The sequence below is a fragment of the Nostoc sp. UIC 10630 genome (assembly GCF_010747425.1).
Taxonomy (GTDB): Bacteria; Cyanobacteriota; Cyanobacteriia; order Cyanobacteriales; family Nostocaceae; genus Nostoc.
In genome coordinates, this window is record NZ_JAAGOG010000068.1 from 13,453 (window position 1) to 36,183 (window position 22,731).

Consider the following 22,731-nt stretch of genomic DNA (forward strand, 5'->3'; position numbering starts at 1 on the left):
TTTTTAAAGTGGGTAGATTTTTCTATCCACTTTATTTCCATAATGTGAGTTATTCACAATATCTTATCCATACACTTTTCCCCAACAATCACAATGATTACTAATACATATAATTGGCAAAACCAGGCTGAAGAATACTTTATACAGGAAAATTATCTGCAATCGTCAAAATTATATGAGCAGGCAATTGCCATAGAACCAAATGCTGCCTCATATTATTGGCATTTAGGATTGATATTATTATTACAAGGTCAAGAGGCAGAAGCTCAAATGACTTGGATGCTGCCAATGACAGAGGCAGATGAGGAGCAGTTAGAAATTTGGACGATTGAACTGTTTGAATTTTTGCAAATAGAAGCGGAAAGACGCGAAAATCTGAGGCAATACTCCATAGCCTGGTTAATTCGTCAGCACATGCGGGAAATTAATCCTAGTGACATCAATAATTTGCTCGAGATTTTATTGCTTTGTCTCAAACTCGAAAAATTTGAAGATATTGAGGAGTTGCGTGAGTGGGGATTAATTAAAATTTTAAATGAAAAGCAAAGTGTAAATATCAATACCGAACTATTAACACAAGTTTTACAAGAAGTTTTAAGTACTATTCCTTTACATCCAATAAATTTAGATTTAGCAGAAGCTTGTTTACCTTACTTTTCTGATATTTATCAATGCTTCGATATACTGCTTACGGCTGCTCTGCAAATTGGTCATACTTTATTACAGCCTGTACTAGCATCATCTCTTCTAAAATTACATTTACGATTGGAGCCAGAAAATGTAGAAATTTTGCGGCACTTAGCGACTTTTTATCAAGATGCTCGTAATTATTCTCAGGGAATAGAGACAGCTAAGTTGTGTTATTCCTTATCTGAAGGATTGGCTGATAAAATTTTTGCACTCCATTTGCTGTTAAGGGGTCTAATGTCAGCAGGGGGATATTGGCAAGAGATATGTACAACTTGCCAAGAATTAGAAACTGTGTTTCAACAGTTTATTAAAGATCAACCAATTTCTTTAGAAAAAGGAAGAATATTACGTTTACTTACGCCATCTTTTGCAATACCTCACATTAAAGATACTCCTGCTGAATTCCGAGCTATTCATAATAAAGTAGCTGAAATTTTTAATAATGCTCTTCAATCTCTTGCCAAATCAGAAGGAAAAAACTACGAGCGCCAAATTATTAATTATTCCTCTTTAACTGGTTCTTCAAAAAAACTAAAAATTGGTTATGTATCTTACGCTTTAAGAAATCATTCTGTTGGTTGGTTAGCTCGCTGGCTATTTCAGCATCATAATCGAGATAAATTTGATATTCATACTTATTTTGTTAACTATAAATTAGTAAACGACTATCTCCAGGAATGGTATTTAAGTCAGGCAGGAAAAGCCCGTCAATTAGGTATGAATGGTCTAGAAATTGCTGACCAGATATATCAAGATGAAATTGATATTTTAATTGACCTTGATAGTATCACTCTAGATGTTACTAGTGAAGTGATGGCACTCAAGCCAGCGCCCATTCAAGTTACTTGGCTGGGGTGGGATGCATCAGGTATACCAGCAATTGATTATTTTATTGCAGATCCTTATGTACTACCAAGTGATGCACAAGATTACTATACAGAAAAAATCTGGCGATTACCTCAAACTTATATAGCAGTAGATGGTTTTGAAGTTGGTGTACCAACTCTCCGCCGCGATGATTTGGATATTCCTATGGATGCTGTTGTATATCTCAGCGCCCAAAGAGGATATAAACGTCATCCAGAAACGATAAAATGGCAAATGCAAATTCTCAAACAAGTACCTAATAGCTACTTTTTGATTAAAGGACTTGCTGAACAGGAAACAATTAAACGCTTCTTTTACCAAATTGCCGAAGAAGAAGGTGTAGATTGTTCTCGGTTACGATTTTTACCACAAGTTCATTCAGAGTCAGTTCATCGTGCTAATTTAGGCATTGCTGATATTGTATTAGATACATTTCCCTACAACGGAGCGACAACAACCTTAGAAACATTGTGGATGGGTATCCCTTTAGTGACGCGAGTCGGTGAACAGTTTGCGGCGCGTAATAGCTACACTATGATGATGAATGCAGGAATTACAGAAGGCATCGCCTGGACTGATGAAGAATATATTGAGTGGGGTGTGCGCTTGGGGAAAGATGAGGCTTTACGCCAGCAGGTGGCTTTGAAATTGAAAGCATCCCGGCAAACAGCACCGTTGTGGAATGGTAAACAGTTTACCCGTGAAATGGAAAAGGCTTACGAGCAGATGTGGCAGAAGTATATTGAGGAAAAATAAGCTAATAGCGAGCGCTCAAGCGCTCAAAATAAACTCCAAGAGGATGTTTTAAAAATTGTTTGTGATGTATCAAAGACTTGTAGATCCTCCTAAATCCCCCTTAAAAAAGGGGTACTTTGATTGCGGTTCCCCGTTTTTTAAAGGTGGGAGGGATCTTTATACAACTTGATACTTTTCAAACAACCTCTTATAGCAATTTCTAGATAAATGAATCACGTATTACTGTAACCTCAAGGCAGCTTATATTTATTCATAAAAAAGTTTACAGAATATGCAGTGGATTAGACCATTTCTTATAAAGTAGGCATCATCTCTAACTTGGATGCGATCAAGCTATCTATATCAGACGATGGAAGTGTTTCTGCTTTTGCTTGTGCGATCGCAGATTGATTATCTGTTGCTAAAGCAATTCGAGTATGAATTCTAGGCAAAAGAGTTTTCCATTGTGTATGGCTCATTTTCCCTAGCAGAGAAATTTCTGGCCCCTCAGTTATATCTACATCATCTTCCATAAGCAAATTCATGGTCAAAGACGATAAAAGCATATCTGCTTCTTCGTCAGAAATATTTTGAGTATCTATCAAGAGAGTTAAGCAGGTTTTATCTGGGTGAGTCGTGAGACTAGAAATCACACTTGCTAAATCTTGATATAGTAGGTCTTCTGACTGTAACCAGTCTGGGAAAATAATTAGGTTAATATCTCCTAAGCGGAAATTTTGACTCAGAGTATCTGCAAGATATTTACTAAATAGTTCTTGGAAGAGACTACCTATCTTAGCTGAGTAAGAGCGACTATCAAGAAAACTAGGATTAGCTTGCATTTTTTCCTTGATTTGACTGCTCTTTTGTTGACGCAATTTAGGGTTATTGCCAAGTGCGATCGCTAACTGTATATAAGAATCTTCACTATCGGCAACTAAATCAGGTATATCTAATGCTTGCACCATTGCAGCACCCATTGTAGAGCGAAAACTATTTCCCCGTCTAGCAATTACTGGTAAATTAACCTGTAATGGTTCTATCAAAGAAGTTGTTCCAGCAAATGGAAAAGAATCTAGATAAACATCGGCAATTTTGAAGTATTCTTTAACTTCTTGGCGGTTGGGCACTGGATGAGGATCTAAGACTATCAATTGGTCTGCGGGTATTCCATACTTTGAAAATACTTTACTTAAATAATTTACAAAAGCTTTCTTAGGATAACTATTTGACCAATTTGGGCCAAATGGTAGAAGTACTAAAACGGAGTTAGGAACTCCAGAAATTATTTTTGCCCAAGTATTAATTAGTTCAGGGGTGATTTTAAAGAAGTTAGCACCAGAGATAAAAATAACTGTTTCTTTAGATATACCTAAACTTTCTCGATCGACTTTGACAGTTATATTTTCTTCTTCATTACCATAACTAAAGCAATGAGCAGACCCTTCAAGTTTCACCAACTTTTCTTGATATTGCTGTTCTGCCGTTGGCGATGGATCGGTTAGCGTACCAGAAATGTAATAATCTATATGCCGCATTCCTGTTGTTACCACAGATCCGCCACTTGTGATTTGTATTCTAGCTAACCGATGCATTGATAAGAAACAGATTTGATTCGTTACTGCTGTCACATTGGTAGCAATAAATAATATATCGAGATTATCAGCACGAATAATATTTACCTGTTCTACTAAATCTTGTGGCAGTAGTTTAAAAGAGTTGGCGCAGCTTTGGCAATATTGTTCTAGTTGATGACCAGTTTGGTTAAGAGAGTACAAGATTACTTCAAAATCTCTACTGATATACTCATAAACAGGAAGGTAAGCAAATGTTTCAGAACCAGGTAGAAAATGTGCAGCCAAGATACCCAAACGAATTTTTTTTCTGCTTATAGGTCTATCAGCAAACTCGTAATCTACCTCATAACCCTTAACTTTTAGTAAGAACTCTATGATTTCTGCACGTTTAACATAGATATCTTTAAGATTATGCTCATTAAAATATAGGGGAATAAAATTAGCAATGGACACAAAATTATTAAATATATCATCCCACAGATGAGAATCATAATTTTGCAATATCGATGTGTGTAAGTAATCAATCCACCCCTGCATATAGTAATAGTAATTATTTGCATCACCCGGTTCTTGAAAATGAACTGGGGAAGAAAATAGGAATTGTAAATAGTCTTTAAGTAACCAACTAGGTATGCGAGATAGGTCATGCTGTAATGGTAAATGGTCAGCACGGTGATACAGCATAGCTACTAGTAAATGCTGAATTGCTTTTGGTTGATTGAAACCTTGAGATATACTTTTAACGATATCATTAGTAAAAATCTGCTCTTCATCAGTCAGGCTTTCATATTTGATGCTACTATTCACTAACATCTTATGTGTTTTACCTAACAGACCCATATACATATCTGTTATCTGCTCATCTGAAGCATTCAGGCATTCTTGTGCTATTTGTTTTCGCAACTCCTGAAATTGTGCATTTTGTTCACTCAAACTCAAAACTGCGTATCTATAAAGAGCTTGTTGTCTCGTGGCTTCAGGATATCGTGTATCACTGTAAATTGTCTTAAAAAGTTTTTGGTAGTCTAATAAAATAGCATCTTTTAAAGCAACATTCCGACGAGTTTGTTGTTGCGGATGTATTCTAAAGTGAGATAAAACGTGATCAACAAAACCAACTTTATATTGACTCATAATTCTGAGCCACATTTCCAAATCTACAAGTTGACAAAACTCAGAATTAAATAATCCTACTTTTTCAAAAACATCTTTTCTAATAAGGACTGTGCTTGGCTCTCCAATTTTATTAATTGGATTGTCAAGTATATTAGGATCTAGCAAAAGTTGCTGTCCTGATTGAATTGCCTTTAATGCTGACCAAGCTTTGTGTACATCTTTAGCTTCATGATGCATTAAAAAGTTGGAATCATAAACGGTATGACCAGTATTAGTGAAGAGTCTTCGGGGCGAAAAAACTAAACCTATCTCTTCATCCTGTTCAGCCATATTAACCATTTCTTCAATAGCCGTTGGCTCTAGTAAATCATCTTGAAATAAAAACTTTATATATTTACCTTTAGCTTGAGAAATACAAAAATTCCAATTTTTAGCTAGTCCATATCTTTCATGTTTAACAGCTGTAAAAATAGCGGTGGTTTTCTCTAGAATTAGCTTGATGAGTTTTAGAGTTTGATCGCTAGAATCATCATCAGAAATAATAATCTCTATATAAGGATAAGTTTGAGATATTACGCTAGCAATAGCTTCTAATATAAAAGATTCTCCATTAAAAGTTGGAATACAAATACTAACTAAAGGTGATTCTTTCTTTTTAAGTAAAATACTTTTCTTTTGATTTAATTCGCTTGAATTAGAAATATTATCTTTTCGTAATGTGCTATCAAATATAACTTTGCGAGATACAGAAATAATCCTGGATTTCGTTTGATCCCTAAACAGAAGTTCAGCATCAATTAATTCCTGACTAAGTTCTGAACTTGATTTAAAATTATTCGCACCAAGGTAATAATCAACGATCGCCATCTGTGCTGGTGTAGTCTGAGGTTGAGGCTCGGCGAAAAGCGACTTTAAAGCTAATTCTCTATCAGGAGGTGTGTATGCAATGTCATGCTTTAGTAGAGCTTCACTTTCTGCTGTGTAAGTACTCTCAATTGAATTTAGGTGGAAGTAAGAACAACCAGATTTGATGGAATAAAATATGTGTGTTCCTAGCTCATTGCCACAAGCATAGCGATACATGGAACAAAGATGATAAAAACGGAATAAAAAATTGGGGTCAAAAACATGTCCAGCAGAAACTATTTGTATTCCTCTTTTTTGAAATGGAATATGCCTACCTAAGTTAAAATCTTTCCAGTACAGACATACTGTCACAGGTTGATATTCATCATCAAGATGTATTAGTTTTTCTGCAAGGGCTTCAAAGTCCATTTGAACTGTAACATAACCAGTAGAGTGAGAAGGAAAAAATATAGTTCCACTTCGCTTAGGTTTTGGTTCTTTTTTCAGAATTTCTGTTGCATATAAAAATGGTGATGCTGCTGGGATAATCTTTTTTGTAGTTTCACAGTTTTTAACTGCGTTAATATATACATCTTCTCGATAACTTGGATAACAATATATATTAAGCAAAGGAGATTCTATCTCTGCTTGCCATAGATGGTTGTTGCTCAGATCCGGTCCATGTACCAATAAAACTTTTAGTGGATATTTTTCAGAAAAATTTACATATTTCTTAATAGTAAAGTCCATACCATAGAAAGAATTTCCGAAAAATACTTCATGAGTTTGTAATGGTCTTTCAGCACATAGCCGATTTAGGTCTTTTTGACTGGCAAGTACATCTTCTATAGTTAACATTTTAAACTTCCGTATTTTAGTATTCAATTAATTGAAAAAGTCCTAGTTTGCTAATATATATAAAAAAGTTTTGTTCTCATATTTACAACAAAGTAGGGCAATTTTCCTAGCTTATAACTAACTTACCCAATCCCATCTGGCTGGTGTTCCCTTTTTGACATCTTGTTTGATTTGTTTGCCAAGGAGAAAGTCATAATACTTTGGTGGTAAACCAAGACCAGGACGTATTGCTTTCAGATTCTCCGAGGTAAATATATCTCCCTTCTTCATGTCTTGGGTAATGTAGAGTGATCGCCTAAAAGCCAAAGATGCTTTCTCAGCTTCCGTCGGCCCGTAATTTATCTTGCCCAGCGCTTGCCAGGCTTTTTCAGTTTCAACAACTAATTGATGCATTTCTTCTGGCTCCATTGAAAAAGCAGAATCAACGCCACCATCAGCCCGACAAAGGGTAAAGTGTTTTTCAATGAATGTAGCTCCTAAAGCAACACCCGCAACAGCAACACCAATCCCCATTGTGTGATCCGATAACCCCACCTGTAGATTGAACAAATCGCGTAGATGGGGGATGGTCAGCAAGTTAGTATCCTTTGGTATAGCTGGATAAGTACTGGTGCATTTGAGTAGTATCAAATCCTGACAACCAGCTTCCCGTGCTGTACGCACTGTTTCGTCTAACTCTGAAATTGTCGCCATACCAGTAGAAATAATCATCGGTTTACCAGTGCTGGCAACTTTGCGAATTAGAGGTAAATCAGTATTTTCAAAAGAAGCAATTTTATAACAAGGTACTTCTAGAGATTCGAGAAAATCTACAGCAGTAGTATCAAAAGGAGTACTAAAACCAATTATTCCCAATTCTTTACAGCGAGTAAATATAGGTTTATGCCATTCCCAAGGTGTATGAGCTTCTTGGTATAACTGATATAGTGATTTCCCAAGCCATAAACTCTGAGGATCTTTAATATAAAATTCACCCTCGTCTATATCTAAAGTCATTGTGTCGGCAGTATAAGTCTGGATTTTTAGACCATCTACCCCAGCTTTTGCCGCTGCTTCAACAATTTTTAGAGCTACTTCTAATGATTGGTTGTGATTTCCAGACATTTCTGCAATCACAAAGGGTAGATGGTTAGCACCGACTTTTTTCCCTGCAATGTTAATTTCTCGCATTTTATTTTGCAACTGGAGTTTTATTTGTATTTGACTAAATCAACTACCTCATGTTCTCCTAATTTGGTTTTTCCCATATTTTTAAAACCAGCTTTTAAAAAAGCTTTTATTGATATTTTATTATCAAGTTTAGTATAAGCATGAATTACATTAGTCTCTGAATCTAAAAATAATTTTTCACATCCTAGATTAATTAGGTAGATACCATATCCTTGATAACGAAATTTTCTATCAATACTAATGGAAATAATGGCTTTATCGCCCTCTAGTTCATATCGAATTTGACCAATAGGCACATCATTTCTATCAAGGCCGATGTAGACAATAGAAGTAGGAGAGTACAGTCGTGATTGGAACCATTGAGCATGATGTTCCCAAGGTATAAGTTCTGTAGAAAAGGAAACAGCCCGTACTTCTGGGTCATTTGACCATTCCCACAACAAACGACAATCTTCTTGGTACGCCAAGCGTAATTTTAACAACTTGGCCTCTAGATGCTTTAATACGCGCTTACTTCCTTCGCCATCTACTAACTCTTGACCGCATCTAGTCATTTTTACTCGTGTATGTACAGCTCTTAATAAATGAGCAACCGCCGACGCTATTTCAGCAGCAGAAACATCCTCATGCCAACCAAGATGAATAGATACCCCCATTTCATTTAATTTTTGTGCGATCGCTCGTTGGTTTTCAGCTAAAATTAAAATCAAACTGGGTAAACCCATAAAAGCCAGTTCCCAACAAGTGCTACCACCAGCAGTTACCGCCAAATCAGCCCAAGCCATTAACTCAGGCATATTTGTAACATTTCTTTCTATCTGAATTGGAAACTGCAATGCTTGTGATGCTAATTTCAGTTGTTCATAATGGGGATTATTTCCTCCGACAACAACCACAACCTCCAGCTCTTTAACTGATAGTAGCTGTAAGCCTTCAATCACTTTGAAAGTTACATTATCTGAGTCAGCACCTCCCATTGTAATTAATAGCTTACTGGCTATAGTTGGGTTTATTCGTTGCCATCCTTGCCACTGCCAAAACTCCTGCCGTAATAATGTGTAACACGTGCCAAGTAATAATTGGGTATAAGGTTCTCGATTTATATACAAACTCTCATGAGCAGAAATATTTTGATTTAAGACAATATCAGCATAGTAATGTTTTGCTTGTCCATAATCATCAATAAATAATAAATTCAAACCATAGTATTTAATAATACGTTGATATTCCGCGTTAAAGTGATAGCCATCTATTACAATCCATTGACAATTAAACTGCTGTGCCAGATTTGATACTTTGTGAGCATCTTCATTACTTCCCGGCAAGGAATTTAAGTAAACAACTTGTATGGATTGTGATATTAATCGAGACGCTAAAACTGATGCTTGATCATTTATATAGAAAACAACTTGCCCTTGATTTTTTTGCCAGGACTGAGCTAAAGCAAAACAGCGCATTAAATGACCTGTACCAATTTCACTTGAAGCATCTGTACGAATTACCAAATTCATTTAAGGCTTCCTTGCTACCAGCAACATATTCGATGAAAGTTGATTTTCTGATAAAAAGTTCTGGAAAGCTTCGCCTTTGCTTTCCCACTCATCTATTAATATTTGTTGTAAAAAAGGTTGATTAGTTACATCAAACTCACCAGAAATAATTTTGTTGCGTACTAATTCAGCATCCAGATGACCTGGAGTTTGTTTCTCAATAACTTCAAAACCATAAGATTCTAACAAAATAGTTAAAGATTGAAGATTGAACAAATTAATATGTTCATTATCTATAGCACTAGAGATATTGCCTAAAGTTGCTATATCAAAACCCTTGACATTTGGACAAGTTAAAATAAATATTCCTCCTTCAACTAGAAATTCATAACACTTCAATACAAATTCTTTAGGCGAGAATAGATGCTCGATTACTTCAAAATTAACAATTACATTAATTCGATTATTCCCAAAATCAATTTGTTCTATGGGTTTTTCAATTACCTCTATACCACGGTGACGACAAGTTTCAGCTAGATCCGGAGTAGGTTCTACTCCTAACACTCTTTGGAAAACACCAGTTTTTTTCATCTCTTCGCAAAAAATACCAAATCCTGTCCCAACCTCTAATATCGTGTCTGTTAATACATTAAATCTGTGGCAAATATCAATAACTTTTTGTACTCTTGGCTTGAAAATTCTTTCTCTTCTTGTTACTTCAGAAGCTGGAAATATATATTTATTCCAATAAGCATAATTTTTTGAGTATTTATAATACTCCTCTAGATGTTCCGGTCTAGGTCTTGGATTAGCGTAAACTGTTTCACATTCTCGGCAAGTCACAAACTGAATACCGTACTTTTCATAAATGCGATCGCTGTTTATTGAACAGCAAGCAGGACAAGTGACAGAGATAAAATCATTTTTGTGTTTTAGTAAAAGATTTATATCATGAGCTAATAGTTCAGCTTGTCCTGCTAATAATTCTTTTGGGCGAATGTCTGCTTCTTTAAACATAACTATTTAACTTTATTAATTAAGCAAGTATTAGTCCGTTATCTTTAACTAATTTAAAAAAATCTTCTTGATATTGATAATCTTTCAAATAGTAATATGTTGGTCGGCTATAAATAAATTTTTTGTAACTAAGAACATGCTCATTATTGGTACTACAAGCAATAAAAATTGCAAATTTCTGCTTTGAATCTGGTATTGAATCTACAGCACATTTGGTTGGTAAAGAGGCTTTATGGTTAATACGAAAATCAAATAAAACCAAATCACCAGCCTTACTTGGAATTGAATGAATATAAGGCGGTGGCGTGATTTTTGACCAAAAATCATGCGCTGTACTATTTGTTGATAGATCAGGATATAAATGAGAACCTGGAATAACATCAAGTCCACCACCATACTCATCATTATCTTGAAGATATATGGCTGCTTCTAACATTAAGTAATTAGGTTCCCATTGAAACTGAAGTCCTTGAGCTTCTTGTGATGTTGTATCTTTATGCCAAGTTGAATAAAATGATTTTTGCGCTGCAATTTCAGGAAGATAAACGAAGTTTGTTCCTAATAAAGACTTTAAAGCAGAGACTATAGATTGATGTATAAGTAGCCATCTAAATTCTTGATATCTATTACAAATATCATTGCGTACATTATTGTTATCTCCTTCAAACTTGATTTTCGAGTTAAACAATTTGATCAGAGAAGTTCTTAATTCCCTTACTTGCTCTTCTTTTAAAACAGATGGTATGAGTAGAAATCCATCGTTATGAAACTGTTCTATCTGACTGTTATTAAGCATATTTAACTTTGTATACCCTGTATATAAGTAATCACTATTTTTTACACGCTTTTTTTAGAGTTTTTAACTCTGATGAACAGGCTCATAAGCTGATGGTTCTCCCCAAATATTATCTTTTACCCACTGTCCGTTTTCAATGCGCCACACACGGCGATCGCGGAAGGTATCACAAATCTGGTCAAATTCTTCTTCAGTCATATTCACATATTTCAGCCACCTCTCTAAGTCTCGATATGGCTTAACACGATCGTATTTACGTACCATTTCAATACCTTGTTCACGAGTCATAAGGCCTGCTCTGATATCCTTGCAAGCATGATCAGAACCACGTCCGTAGCCAAACTTAATGAATTTTAGGTAATCATGAATACCGTTTTCATGCATATCATCCAGGTTGGAGATTGTTCGATATGTACGCTCAAAAGGCTGCTGTGCTGAACGCCATCCATAAAATTCCATAACTGTTTTGGTGTGTTCGTTTGCCTCCCAGTTGACGAAGTTACTGAGATAAATACCCCGTGCACCTACTTCATCAATCTCTTCATCCGATGGATATTTTGCCCACAATAAGTCTTTGCCTCTTAAACCTTCTTTTAGTTCTGGATGCCCAAGCTTTTCCAAACCTTCATCTGTGAAATCATACCAGTCATACCCCCGCAAGGCGTGCTCTAAGCGAAACTTTGCTGTAAATTCCACAAGATCATTGTAAGAATACATCCCTCCTAAATCCATGAAGCCATGCTCACCCCACAAAATTAATGGCACTTTATAGCGAACTGCTACTTGAATAGGTACTGTAAAAATGCCGCAGTGCCCATGCCAATTCATATCACCCTGTAGCTTAAAACCAATTCGATTCATTTTAATCAGAGTATCTACACTGGGGCGAACAATTATGTGATCGCAATCAAATACCTCCCGCATACGGTAAAGATTGTATTCACCTTCAGGTAAATAATTGTTGCCGTGATAAGTTACTAAAAGCGGCTTTAGACCTAATTCCTTAACAGCAATGTGAGTCTGAAAGTAACTATCTTTGCCTCCACTAACTGGGATAACAATGTCATAGTTACTATCACTACGATACTCATTAGTAAGTTCTTTTAACCATTGCCAGCGTTGCTCCCAATCTATACTCTTTTTCTGATCGTGGACACGACATCCAGAACAAACACCATATTCATCAAAAGTTAAAGGACTAGCGCTAAGTGCGGGATAAACGCATTTTGTACAATATTGAATTGCCATAATTTCTTTAACCTTCTGCTTTTTTATAACCGAACTTCAACACCAGCCTTAGCTAATGTCCGCTTTCCTTCTCGATCTGACAATTCCTTAAAATGCCAGATATTAGCGGCAGCAACCGCAGAAGCACCAGCTTTTATGCCTTCGACATAATGCTCATATCGACCAACGCCACCACAAGCAATCACCGGAATTCTAGTGGCAGAAGTAACTGTATTGATGAGTTCTAGATCGTAACCTCGCCCGGTACCATCTCTGTCGATACTATTAAGTAAAATCTCACCTGCTCCCAGTCTTTCTACTTGCCTAGACCAATCTTCAGGTTTCATACCTGTAGCTTCACGACCACCATTAATAAAAACCTCTGTTTCTCTATTAGTATGCCGCAGCACATCAATGCTAATTACTATTGCCTGACTACCAAATATCTTTGCGCCTTCGGTAATCAATTCTGGATTCCGCACTGCTGCCGTGTTAATCACAACTTTATCAGCGCCTCTACTAATGGCTTGGCGCATCTGCTCAACCGTACAAATTCTTCCCCCCCATGTCAGGGGCATAAAACAAGTTTTGCTTACTTCGTCTAAGATTTGTAGAGGTTCTGTTAATCCTTTTACTTTGTGGTCATCCCGACGCAAGTCGTATTGATCATGCCTACTAATATCTAAATAAATTAACTCATCAACATTCCATTCATTAAAGCGTTGGACTTCATATGTAGGATTGCCGATAATTTGATGAATTTTAAATAACTCACTGCGAACCAATAAACCATTTTTCAATAGTAAAATAGGTATAAGACGTTTCTTAAGCATTGTTTATAAATTTTCCATAAACAAAATTTCTTAAAACTTCCAGCCCAGCCTTTTGGCTTTTTTCAGGATGAAATTGAGTTGCATAAATGTTACCCATTTCAATACTAGAAATAAACTCTGATCCATGAGAAGTAAGTGCACTGCATATATCCATCTTTTCTGGAATAAATACATAACTATGTACAAAATAAAACACTTGAGAATTTCCTAACCCCCTATAAAGACCATTTTTATTTAAAAAATAAACATCATTCCATCCAATATGAGGCACTCTAATGCTACGTTCATTACTTTTTAGGCGATTAACGGTACCTGGAATCCAGTTTAACCCTTTGTGATAACCATGCTCTGTTCCAGCGGTAGCTAATAATTGCATACCCAGACAAATTCCTAAAAAGGATTTCTTCTTTTCTATTACTTCAGTTTCTAAAAATTTTATCCATCCACCAGATTGAAGATTTTTGATACCATCACTAAAAGCACCAACACCAGGCAAAATTATATGGCTGGCTTCGCATAAATCCTCTGGATTATTGGTAACAAATGCATGACATTCAATACTATTAAAAGCATTAGCAACCGAACTTAAATTGCCCATTCCATAATCAATTATTGCAATTTTACTTTGATTCATAAAATAATCTATAATACTTTTTCCATTAAGAACCAATTTGTATCATCCCAATATAAATTCATTTTTTTCCAAAGAAAACCATAATCTAAAACTAATAGTTTGTTTCTGTGATATTCCATAATTTCACTGGCAAAATCACGTTTAAATAGCTTACCTGTATTACCTCGGTAATTGATCTCTACAGGTAAAGTACTATAATACTCATTAATCAAAATATATCTACAAGAAATATCATATATTTTTTGATAAACTAGTGGAAGTTCATCAGGATTAATATGAATTAAAACACCACAGGTGAATACTAAATCAAATTGTTTATCTGTCTCAAATTCTTGAATTGAACCTTGTCTAGCTTGTACACCTGGGATTCTACCTAACTCAGCAATTGCTGTCTCATTTAACTCAACTCCAGTTAGTTGAAAATTACGGCTCAGATTAGCAATAGCCTGAAGATTATGACCTTGGTTAGCACCCAGTTCACAAATTGTTTGGACACCGTAAGTTTTCTGTAAAACTTGAGCAAAGAATGCTTGACGTTGTTCTGGCAATATTTGGTTTCTTGCGGTGTACTCAGTCCCAAATTCTCCTTCCCAGAATAATTCCTGTTCTGTCTTATATCTCATAATTTAGTTCTATTCACTACCTGTAATTGTTTCTGCTGTACATGAGCATTGAGTTTTACTAACTCTGGTTTTGCTCTTAAAAGACTCAGTACTTCATTAGTTGAAAAAATTTTTCCTTCCTGATATAAATCTGTATAAACTGCTTCTATTAATTTCCAATCTTCTTCGGTATCCAAAGTCCAGCGATAATTAGATATATCTTCATAGTTTGTCTGGTTATGTAAAGTACATCTTTCGAGTTGCTCGTATATGTAAGGCGTAACATGTTCCCTTTGGTATGGTTTTTGTGCTTCTAAAAATGCTTTTTCTAAAGACTCAAACATAAAAATTTCTGCGTCTAAACCACGAGGATAGCTACGATTTAAACAATTACTCAAGTACTCTATTTGTAATCCTTCAAGTGTTTTATTGTTGAAGTATTCCAACATTTGTGATAGCAGTTCAGAGTCAAACAATGGACAGTCAGAAGTTACCCTCACTACCACGTCAGCGTTATATTGTTTAGCTGCTAGATAATAACGCTCTAAAACATCTTCTTCACTTCCCCGAAACCACTTTGCCCCCCATTTTTCTGCTTCTTCCACAATCACGTCATCTGCTAAAGATGTAGTTGTTGCCACAATCACTTCATTAACTAACAAACAAGCTTGAACCCGATAAATTACATGTGCCAAAATAGTCTTGCCACAAAGTTCTTTCATCACCTTCCCAGGTAGACGAGTAGATCCCATACGAGCTTGAATAATTGCAACAGTTTTCATAGAAAAATCCTTTGCAGTGTCCTTACCACCCTATCTTGGTCTTCCTGGGTCAAGCTGTAGTACAAAGGAAGGGAAATTGCTTCCTGGTAATACTTCTCAACTTGGGGAAAGTCACCCCAGCGGAAACCTAATTTTTGGTAATAAGGCTGTATATGAACGGGAATATAATGCAAATTAACGCCAATCTCTTGTTGACGAAGTTCTTGGAATATCTGCTGATGAGTTTTACTAATCTTATCCAGCTTCAGCCGAATCACATAAAGATGCCTGCTAGACTCAGTATCTGGATGTTGCCACGGCAGCATCAATGGCAAATCTTGTAGTAGTTGATTATAGCGGTTGGCTAAAAACCAGCGACGTTCTACAAACTCATTCAGTCGTTGTATCTGACTAGCGCCCAATGCTGCTTGGATATCGGTCATGCGATAGTTGAAGCCTAATTCCAATTGTTGATAATACCAAGCTCCATGAGATTCTCCTTGCATCAAATCTGAATTGCGAGTTATTCCATGCGATCGCAATCTAATCAATCTCTGATATAACTCCTCCTGATTTGTTAAGACCATACCGCCTTCACCAGTTGTAATAATTTTTACCGGATGAAAGCTAAAAACCGCGATATCGGAAAATTGGCAGGAACCAATAGGTTGTGTCTGATAGCTTCCGCCAATTGCATGAGAAGCATCTTCGATAATTTTGAAACCATAACGCTGTGATAAAGCAGCAATTTGTTCCATTTCACAAGATTGCCCTGCAAAATGCACGGGTATTAATACTGTAGGCAAACAACCTTGCTTTTCTGCCGAAGTCAACTTACGTTCTAATTCATCTATGCTCAAATTGTAAGTATTTGGGTCAATATCAACAAAGTCAACTTTTGCACCACAGTAAAGTCCACAATTAGCTGAGGCAACAAAGGTATTTGGTGATGTCCAAAGAATATCTCCTTGCTCCAAACCAGCAGCAAGACAAGCAATGTGTAATGCAGCTGTTGCACTAGAAACCGCTACGGCATATTTCACTCCACAGTAGTTAGCAACAGCTTGCTCAAATCTCTCTATCGCTGGACCTTGAGTAATCCAGTCTGAGCGCAAAATTTCAATTACAGCATCAATATCTTGTTGACTGATATCTTGCTTTCCATAAGGAATGTAGTCACTCATTGCTTCAGCATATCGAGTAGTTGGAAACCTTTTAGCCATTCTGTATTTATCTCTGAGCTATACTCAAACTCTTCTGGAACAGGGATTCCTTTTTCACTTAAAGCATTGCAAGCGTAATCTACAGTATGAGCATATTCAATAGTTGGTCTAATTACATAATGATCGGTAAACTCAAATACTAAATGTGAAACTTCAGAAGAAAACATTGCCTCATGTAGCTTTTCCCCTGGTCTAATACCAACAATTTTAATTGGAACTCCCGGTGCAAGTGTTTCAGCTAAATCAGTAATTTTCATTGAAGGAATTTTTGGAACAAATATTTCTCCACCATGCATTCTTTCAAAACTGTTAATTACTAAATCTACACACTGTTGGAGGGTAATCCAAAAGCGAGTCATCCGTGGATCTGTAATAGGAATCTCTGTGGCTTTTTCTTGAATCAGTTTTTGAAAAAAAGGCACTACTGAGCCTCTGGACCCAACAACATTACCGTAACGAACAACAGCAAATCTGGTTTTCATTGTTCCAACAATATTATTCGCTGCAACAAAGAGTTTATCAGCAGCTAGCTTGGTTGCACCATAGAGATTAATTGGATTAACTGCCTTATCTGTTGAAAGGGCAATCACCTTTTCTACTTCTTGATCAAGAGCAATATCAATAACATTATTTGCTCCATGAATATTAGTTTTAATACATTCCATTGGGTTGTACTCAGCAGCAGGGATATGCTTGAGTGCCGCAGCATGAATAACATAATCAACACCCCGCATTGCCAGACGTAACCGATCGCGATCGCGCACATCTCCAATGAAATAGCGCATCGCTGGTGCGTTAAACTCCTGCGCCATCTCATACTGCTTCAGCTCATCACGTGAATAAACTATGACTTTCTGAGGCTGATATCGGCTGAGAATCGTTTTCACAAATTGCTTGCCGAAGGAGCCTGTACCACCAGTGATTAGAATCGATTTGCCATTAAACATCTTGTATTTCTTTGTAATCTCAAAATTATTATTTTCCAAAAATATTTAAGTGAAATTGTTACTTAGATTTTGGTTGTTTATTTGTGCTGCGATCGCCATTACCCTGTTGCTTCTTAATCTGCTCTAATACAACTTTGTAATCTTGTCGTTCAGGGTGCAACTTCACCAGCTTCTCCAAAGATTCCATTGCACCCTTAGCATCCTTCAATTGCAACCGCAGCAAAGACAGTTTCTCTAAAGCAAGTTGGTTTTCTGGTTCCCGTTGTAAAACTAACTCGTAACCCTGCGCCTGTTGCTGTAATACTGACTCAGCAGAAACAGACGCAGTTGCTGGCTTAGGTTGGCTAGCCTGTTGGATTGCTGGAATCACTGCAAATACCGTAGACCCAAAAAACGAGAAGATAGATACTATTGTTAAAATCTTCTGTCGCCGCTCAATCTGCTTTTTGCGAGCGATTAGGTATTCTTCCCCTGAACCAGGCATGTATTAATTATTGCTGTGGTAAATAGTTAGGTATCAGCAACCCTCCCGTTTTGAGGATACCCATCTGCTCAATAGAAACTAACATCTTGGCTAAAAATTTTTTACACAAACTTTAAACGCTGACTCTGAAGACGAGTGAATTTTATGGTGAGCCCATGCTGTACAAACAATTTTGCTATGCCGTCGCTCCCATCGTTCAAGCAAAAACCTCTCCCACGCCTAAACAGAGCCAAACCTCCAGGTCTTATTCTTTAGTCGAAAAATTAAAATTATATAAATATTTGCGATGATTCTGCCTAATGTTCAGATGTTTGCGATATTCTAAATAACATTTAAATAAACAGAAACAGAGGACATTTCTACTAAACTGCAAATTTCCCTTGTCAGGCAAAAACTTTCAAACTACCCCGTGTCATTGTGGGCTGTTCAAAAAGCAAACATATTATAGAATTTTCCCAGCCGTCCTCAGTCTCGGTCTCACTACTTAGCGCAACTTCCAAAGGGACTAATTATTTTCGCAGGTGTTCACAACAGATATCTTACAAAAGGTACTGTTGCACTCTAGTGCTTAAAGGGTAGAAGTTAAGGGGAAAAATAACACGGGGAAAGGTTAAAGGGAAAACAGAAGCATCCTTTATCTTTTAACCTTACCCTGAACTTTTGTCTGGTTTCTGCAAAAAGTTTTAGGACTACTTGGTAGAATTGGAGTTTTGTGGTGGTAATTACCGTACAAAACCGAATTTACCAGTAATTTAGTAGAGTTTGTTATGGTATAGTTAAAAAGTTAAGACTGGCTTTACCAAAATTACATCACTCTACGACCCGGCAACAATTGCAGAATGGGAAGCAGTTTTAATTAAGTATTTACCAACAAAATCTGAATTCAATCGAGGTTATGACTCAGCAAGTGATTCACCCGATGGTGAAATTGCAGCGCAACGTGCAATCACTCATAGAATCGAATATTATCAAGCCAAGTGATAGCATCTGGAAAATCGCTTTGCTCTATGGTAATGAATGGCAGCACTGGAAACAGGAACTGCTAGACTTTGGCTTTAGTATGCAAGACCCAGTTAGTGAACTGCTAGCTGTAGAAACTTGGGATGAAGAATAGGCAATAGGCAATAGGGAGTAGAGATTTTTAATATTCACCACTCACCGTTTCCCATTCCCCATTCCTCATTCCTCATTCACCATTCCCTCAACTTTACAACCAGCTAAGGCCGCAGCTAATTCCTTTGCAGTTTGATAACGATCGCGTGGCAATGGTTCTGTAACGCGATCAATCACATCTCTTAATTGGGAACTGATGGTGGGAACTTTTGCCACATCAAACCTGAAGTTGCGCCCCTTTTGGCGGTAATACTTAAACGGGTTTTCGCCTGTGAGCAGAAAAATCAGCGTTGGCCCAATTGCATACAAATCAGATTGAGTCAAAGGTTGTCCTCGTTCTTGTTCAGGAGCGCAATAACCTTCTGCACCAATCCGGGTACCGGGCGCTGTGCCAATTTCCTTAACTGCGCCAAAATCCAGTACTACTATGCGATTTAGTGAACTTCGCACCATTAAGTTGGCGGGTTTAATATCGCGGTGAATTAGTGGAGGCTCTTGGCTATGAAGATATTCTAAGATATCGCAGGTTTGGATCATCCAAGCGATCGCTTGGCTTGGCGTAACTGGCCCATTTGTATAGACACGTTTCTCTAAATCTTGTCCGTGGATTAATTCCATTGCCAAGTATTTTTTTCCGCCTTCGACAAAGAAGTCGTAATACTTGGGTATTCCCGGATGGTTAAGGGATTTGAGAGTATGCGCCTCCCGCTCAAATAATTCTTGAGCTTTGGCAATTTTTGCCATATCAGCATTCATTTGCTTCAACACCAGCAGTTGTGGGATACTCCCAATCTGACCAGCCCCATCCCAAGCGAGATAAGTAGTACCCATACCTCCTTGTCCGAGAGTTCGCAACACCTGATAATGGCGAATTTTCTGTTGTACTGAAAGAGGTTGACCGCAGTGGATGCAAAACAGATTGTTTGGGGAGTTACCTTCATGCGTACAAGTGTATTGACCTTGGGCTGAATAGACTGTTGCAACGGCGTTTTCTTCTGTTCCTTGTATTTGTTGTGGCGATCGCAAACCAGTTTCCAGTACTGTTACCTCCTGAATTTGGAATTGCAGTATTGGGCCTCCTTGTGCTAGTTGCAAAAGGGAATTATCTGGTAACGGACTCTGAATCACAAGGACACCGTTAAGGAAAGTCCCATTTGTACCCTGACTAATCAGCCGCCAACCACTGCCATTGTCGGCAGAATCAACGTGTCTCAGTTCTAAATGATGCCGCGAAACTAAACTGTCAGTTAAAACAACGTGATTATCTGTTGCTCGACCAATCCGAATTATGGAAGAGTTCTCAAAGCACCACTGCTGGAGGGGCGTTTTCTGTTGCGGTTCTAAGAGAGTCAGACTAACCACAATACAACCTACAAGGTAAATGGATTAGGGAGTGGGCATTGGGAATGGGGTATTGGGCAAAACAGTTCCGTTAGCGGTAGCGGGGCGTTTAGCCCGTGAAGAGTTAGGAGTTACGAATTTTCCCCCTGCTCCCCATGCCCTATGCGCCATTCCCCATTCCCAATACCAATTTATTTTTAACTTTCCAAATTTGGGCGTACTTTTGCCCGAATAAGTATACCAGTAATGTTGTCGTGACCATTGTATTGGTTTCCTAAATCAATTAATTTTGTAACACCTTGTTCTAAGTTAGCGCCGGAACTAAGTAAGGGTTCTAAATGAGTCTGCCAATGGGTTTCTAGTAAATCATTATCTGATAGACCGTCCGATGCCAAAAGCAGAAGAGTATCTTCATTAATCTCAAAAAAGCCTACATCAGGATTAATCGAATTTTCATCACGAGGCCCCAAAGCTTGGGTTAGTTGGTAGGCATCCGGACGGGCGTAAGCTATGCTTGCTTCCACTCCTCTGGTAATTTCTCGTTGCCCAACTTCATGATCTACCGTGACTTGTTCTAGTCCCCTCTTACGCGTCAAGCGATAGAGACGGCTATCTCCCACATGAGCAACTGCTGCTTGAGTATCTTGAATTAAGAGCATTACCAAAGTTGTACCCATACGCCCTACTCCAGAACGGGCATCTTGTTGATTGAGCTTGTAAATCGCCTCATTAGCTAAATACACAGCCTCACGAATGCTATCTTCTGTTGGCAGTTGATTGGCAATCCAGTGTTCTTGAAAGTATTGCCGTAGGGTGTTGACTGCTAACTCACTGGCTATCTCACCGCCAGCATGTCCACCCATACCATCGCAGAGAATATACAAACCATGCCCTTCCAGAACTCGACTTTTAGGGAACTCCAACTTTTGGATTTTGGTTTCAATACCAAAGTAGTCTTCATTATGATGACGTTGACGACCTACATCTGTGCGTCCTGCATCTTCCAAGCTACTTAACTGCATCGCCAGCACAACAGTTGGCATATCATCTTTGCTAATGATGATATCTTCTGGTTCATCTGATTGTGGCATAGTGGGCACAGTAGTATTGTTCTCCTTTATTGGGGGCAAAGTTGCGGTTCCTAGTGCTTCTAATTCAATAGAGATTTCCTCCAAACGCGATCGCAATTGTGCGGTGGTGTGAATCTTACCTACATCTAAATCTCCCAACATCTGGACTACAGAGCCAAATTGAGTGCGTTGAGACTGCCTAAATAGTGCTTGCCAAACTCGCCCCAAAGCTTGAATGGTTAACGGCTCTTGTGGAATAGCAGATGTTTGGGCTTCGGCATCTTCTGGCGACTCGCTGACAGACAGAGAACTTGATGATTCCACATACAATCTTTGTAGCGCCAGCGTTTGGTCTTCATCCAATCGCAAATTTGATAAATCTAAAAGGCTTTGACGACAATTTACTGGTTCCAAAAATGCCCAAAGTTGGGTCATTTGATAACACCAGTGCAAAATTTTTAACGAACTTGTTGTCTCTTCTTGCCATAAGTCAACTAAAGGCTGCCAATTTGAGCGGTCTTCAATTATTACTACCTGCATATCCCCTTGCTGCCATGCATCGTGAATCAGTGGGATCTCGCGCCCACTTTGGGAGTGTAAGGCAATATAAGGTTTCGCAAGGTCAGGAATTCCACTTGCATCTACTGATGGCGTTAGTAAATCTGATTGCTGACTTGCTAGTATTGCCTCAATTGGTGATATTTGATACGGCTGGCAGTCTAGAACTCTCACACCTGTAACAGTAATGCTGGTAGTTTCCGTTTGGGTAGGTAGCGGATCTAACAATTGATAGCGCTCTTGAGAGTCTAAATAAGAGCCTAATGCATGAGAACTAAGGGATAGAGGAGATGACGAGGATATTGCTTCTTCATCTTCCTCTAATCCCACATCTTCCTCATCTGTCTCTACTCCCAAAGCTTCCCCAATCGTTTTTTTAGCAATAATTGCCCAAAACACTGTTCCACATTCCGTGCCACAGTTGTGACAAAGTAGTGCATTTACAGGTACATCTTCGGCGCTGCATTCAGGACAAACTTTGTGGGTCAGGGATGTGCCACAGCTTTGACAGAATTTATTGCTTTTGGGGTTTTCAAATTTACACTGAGGGCAAATCAGCATAGTGGAAGTTCCTTTATTCGCGCTCCAAGGTGCTTCTAGCCACTAAGATCAAAGGTGCCACAATTGGCTGTCCCTGACTAAAGTAGACCTACAAGAGATTGTAGTTTATCAATGAATTTTGGTGGCAGTATTAATTGTGACGCATATTAGATAAATATTTAATATATTGGCAACCAATTGCTTATGAATGGGGGATGGGGAATGGGAAATGGGGA

Annotated in this window: 17 protein-coding genes; 2 read left to right on the forward strand and 15 right to left on the reverse strand. The window is 37.8% G+C overall.

What is annotated here, in order from left to right; translation table 11 throughout:
* The first annotated feature begins 93 nt into the window (after positions 1-93).
* Positions 94-2,313 carry a tetratricopeptide repeat protein gene (locus G1O98_RS17330; protein WP_163929963.1) on the forward strand — a complete coding sequence of 740 codons (2,220 nt, stop codon included), beginning with the start codon at positions 94-96 and terminating at the stop codon, positions 2,311-2,313.
* Between the two features lie 293 nt (positions 2,314-2,606).
* Here the strand turns inward: G1O98_RS17330 and G1O98_RS17335 are convergent, their stop codons facing one another.
* The 13 genes from G1O98_RS17335 to G1O98_RS17395 form a co-directional block, all read right to left on the reverse strand.
* Complete coding sequence (locus G1O98_RS17335; protein ID WP_345940564.1) at positions 2,607-6,716, reverse strand: glycosyltransferase; 4,110 nt, start codon at positions 6,714-6,716, stop codon at positions 2,607-2,609.
* A gap of 90 nt (positions 6,717-6,806) precedes the next feature.
* Positions 6,807-7,859 carry a pseudaminic acid synthase gene (gene pseI, locus G1O98_RS17340; protein ID WP_163929965.1) on the reverse strand — a complete coding sequence of 351 codons (1,053 nt, stop codon included), beginning with the start codon at positions 7,857-7,859 and terminating at the stop codon, positions 6,807-6,809.
* A gap of 20 nt (positions 7,860-7,879) precedes the next feature.
* A complete protein-coding gene (pseG, locus tag G1O98_RS17345) occupies positions 7,880-9,370 on the reverse strand; it encodes a UDP-2,4-diacetamido-2,4,6-trideoxy-beta-L-altropyranose hydrolase (protein WP_163929968.1) in 1,491 nt (496 codons plus the stop codon).
* Entirely contained in the window at positions 9,371-10,366 is a 996-nt protein-coding gene (locus G1O98_RS17350; protein ID WP_163929970.1) for a class I SAM-dependent methyltransferase, read from the reverse strand.
* Positions 10,367-10,385: 19 nt separating this feature from the next.
* Complete coding sequence (locus G1O98_RS17355) at positions 10,386-11,162, reverse strand: phytanoyl-CoA dioxygenase family protein (protein WP_163929972.1); 777 nt, start codon at positions 11,160-11,162, stop codon at positions 10,386-10,388.
* Between the two features lie 63 nt (positions 11,163-11,225).
* Complete coding sequence (locus G1O98_RS17360; RefSeq protein ID WP_163929974.1) at positions 11,226-12,410, reverse strand: N-acetyl sugar amidotransferase; 1,185 nt, start codon at positions 12,408-12,410, stop codon at positions 11,226-11,228.
* Positions 12,411-12,433: 23 nt separating this feature from the next.
* Positions 12,434-13,222, reverse strand: a complete 789-nt coding sequence (locus G1O98_RS17365; RefSeq protein ID WP_163929976.1) for an imidazole glycerol phosphate synthase cyclase subunit — start codon at positions 13,220-13,222, stop codon at positions 12,434-12,436.
* Entirely contained in the window at positions 13,215-13,856 is a 642-nt protein-coding gene (gene hisH, locus G1O98_RS17370; protein WP_163929978.1) for an imidazole glycerol phosphate synthase subunit HisH, read from the reverse strand. The genes G1O98_RS17365 and hisH overlap by 8 nt, the downstream gene beginning before the upstream one ends.
* An 8-nt stretch (positions 13,857-13,864) precedes the next feature.
* Complete coding sequence (locus G1O98_RS17375; RefSeq protein ID WP_163929980.1) at positions 13,865-14,479, reverse strand: pseudaminic acid biosynthesis-associated methylase; 615 nt, start codon at positions 14,477-14,479, stop codon at positions 13,865-13,867.
* Entirely contained in the window at positions 14,476-15,240 is a 765-nt protein-coding gene (locus G1O98_RS17380) for a glycosyltransferase family protein (RefSeq protein ID WP_163929982.1), read from the reverse strand. The genes G1O98_RS17375 and G1O98_RS17380 overlap by 4 nt, the downstream gene beginning before the upstream one ends.
* A complete protein-coding gene (gene pseC, locus G1O98_RS17385) occupies positions 15,237-16,442 on the reverse strand; it encodes a UDP-4-amino-4,6-dideoxy-N-acetyl-beta-L-altrosamine transaminase (protein WP_243458465.1) in 1,206 nt (401 codons plus the stop codon). Before pseC ends, G1O98_RS17380 begins: the two co-directional genes overlap by 4 nt.
* Positions 16,400-17,389 carry a UDP-N-acetylglucosamine 4,6-dehydratase (inverting) gene (gene pseB / locus G1O98_RS17390; protein WP_163929984.1) on the reverse strand — a complete coding sequence of 330 codons (990 nt, stop codon included), beginning with the start codon at positions 17,387-17,389 and terminating at the stop codon, positions 16,400-16,402. The genes pseC and pseB overlap by 43 nt, the downstream gene beginning before the upstream one ends.
* A gap of 58 nt (positions 17,390-17,447) precedes the next feature.
* A complete protein-coding gene (locus G1O98_RS17395) occupies positions 17,448-17,873 on the reverse strand; it encodes a tetratricopeptide repeat protein (RefSeq protein ID WP_163929986.1) in 426 nt (141 codons plus the stop codon).
* An 895-nt stretch (positions 17,874-18,768) separates the two neighbouring features.
* Between G1O98_RS17395 and G1O98_RS17400 the strand changes: the two genes are divergently transcribed.
* Positions 18,769-18,987 (forward strand): DUF4327 family protein, encoded by a 219-nt coding sequence (locus G1O98_RS17400; RefSeq protein WP_012407469.1) that lies wholly within the window; start codon positions 18,769-18,771, stop codon positions 18,985-18,987.
* 65 nt (positions 18,988-19,052) lie between these two features.
* Here G1O98_RS17400 and G1O98_RS17405 read toward each other — a convergent pair whose 3' ends face one another.
* Together G1O98_RS17405 and G1O98_RS17410 are read right to left on the reverse strand one after the other, a co-directional pair.
* Positions 19,053-20,348: an FHA domain-containing serine/threonine-protein kinase gene (locus G1O98_RS17405; RefSeq protein ID WP_163929988.1), complete on the reverse strand. Its 1,296-nt coding sequence runs from the start codon at positions 20,346-20,348 to the stop codon at positions 19,053-19,055.
* Between the two features lie 176 nt (positions 20,349-20,524).
* Positions 20,525-22,516: a serine/threonine phosphatase gene (locus G1O98_RS17410; protein ID WP_163929990.1), complete on the reverse strand. Its 1,992-nt coding sequence runs from the start codon at positions 22,514-22,516 to the stop codon at positions 20,525-20,527.
* Between the last annotated feature and the right edge of the window lie 215 nt (positions 22,517-22,731).

Coding starts and splice junctions, on each gene's coding strand:
- G1O98_RS17410 (WP_163929990.1), bottom strand. CDS start 22,516: ATGCTGATTTGCCCTCAGTGTAAATTTGAAAACCCCAAAAGCAATAAA.
- pseB (WP_163929984.1), bottom strand. CDS start 17,389: ATGTTTAATGGCAAATCGATTCTAATCACTGGTGGTACAGGCTCCTTC.
- G1O98_RS17400 (WP_012407469.1), top strand. CDS start 18,769: ATGACTCAGCAAGTGATTCACCCGATGGTGAAATTGCAGCGCAACGTG.
- G1O98_RS17365 (WP_163929976.1), bottom strand. CDS start 13,222: ATGCTTAAGAAACGTCTTATACCTATTTTACTATTGAAAAATGGTTTA.
- pseI (WP_163929965.1), bottom strand. CDS start 7,859: ATGCGAGAAATTAACATTGCAGGGAAAAAAGTCGGTGCTAACCATCTA.
- G1O98_RS17330 (WP_163929963.1), top strand. CDS start 94: ATGATTACTAATACATATAATTGGCAAAACCAGGCTGAAGAATACTTT.
- hisH (WP_163929978.1), bottom strand. CDS start 13,856: ATGAATCAAAGTAAAATTGCAATAATTGATTATGGAATGGGCAATTTA.
- pseC (WP_243458465.1), bottom strand. CDS start 16,442: ATGGCTAAAAGGTTTCCAACTACTCGATATGCTGAAGCAATGAGTGAC.
- G1O98_RS17380 (WP_163929982.1), bottom strand. CDS start 15,240: ATGAAAACTGTTGCAATTATTCAAGCTCGTATGGGATCTACTCGTCTA.
- G1O98_RS17375 (WP_163929980.1), bottom strand. CDS start 14,479: ATGAGATATAAGACAGAACAGGAATTATTCTGGGAAGGAGAATTTGGG.
- pseG (WP_163929968.1), bottom strand. CDS start 9,370: ATGAATTTGGTAATTCGTACAGATGCTTCAAGTGAAATTGGTACAGGT.
- G1O98_RS17350 (WP_163929970.1), bottom strand. CDS start 10,366: ATGTTTAAAGAAGCAGACATTCGCCCAAAAGAATTATTAGCAGGACAA.
- G1O98_RS17355 (WP_163929972.1), bottom strand. CDS start 11,162: ATGCTTAATAACAGTCAGATAGAACAGTTTCATAACGATGGATTTCTA.
- G1O98_RS17395 (WP_163929986.1), bottom strand. CDS start 17,873: ATGCCTGGTTCAGGGGAAGAATACCTAATCGCTCGCAAAAAGCAGATT.
- G1O98_RS17360 (WP_163929974.1), bottom strand. CDS start 12,410: ATGGCAATTCAATATTGTACAAAATGCGTTTATCCCGCACTTAGCGCT.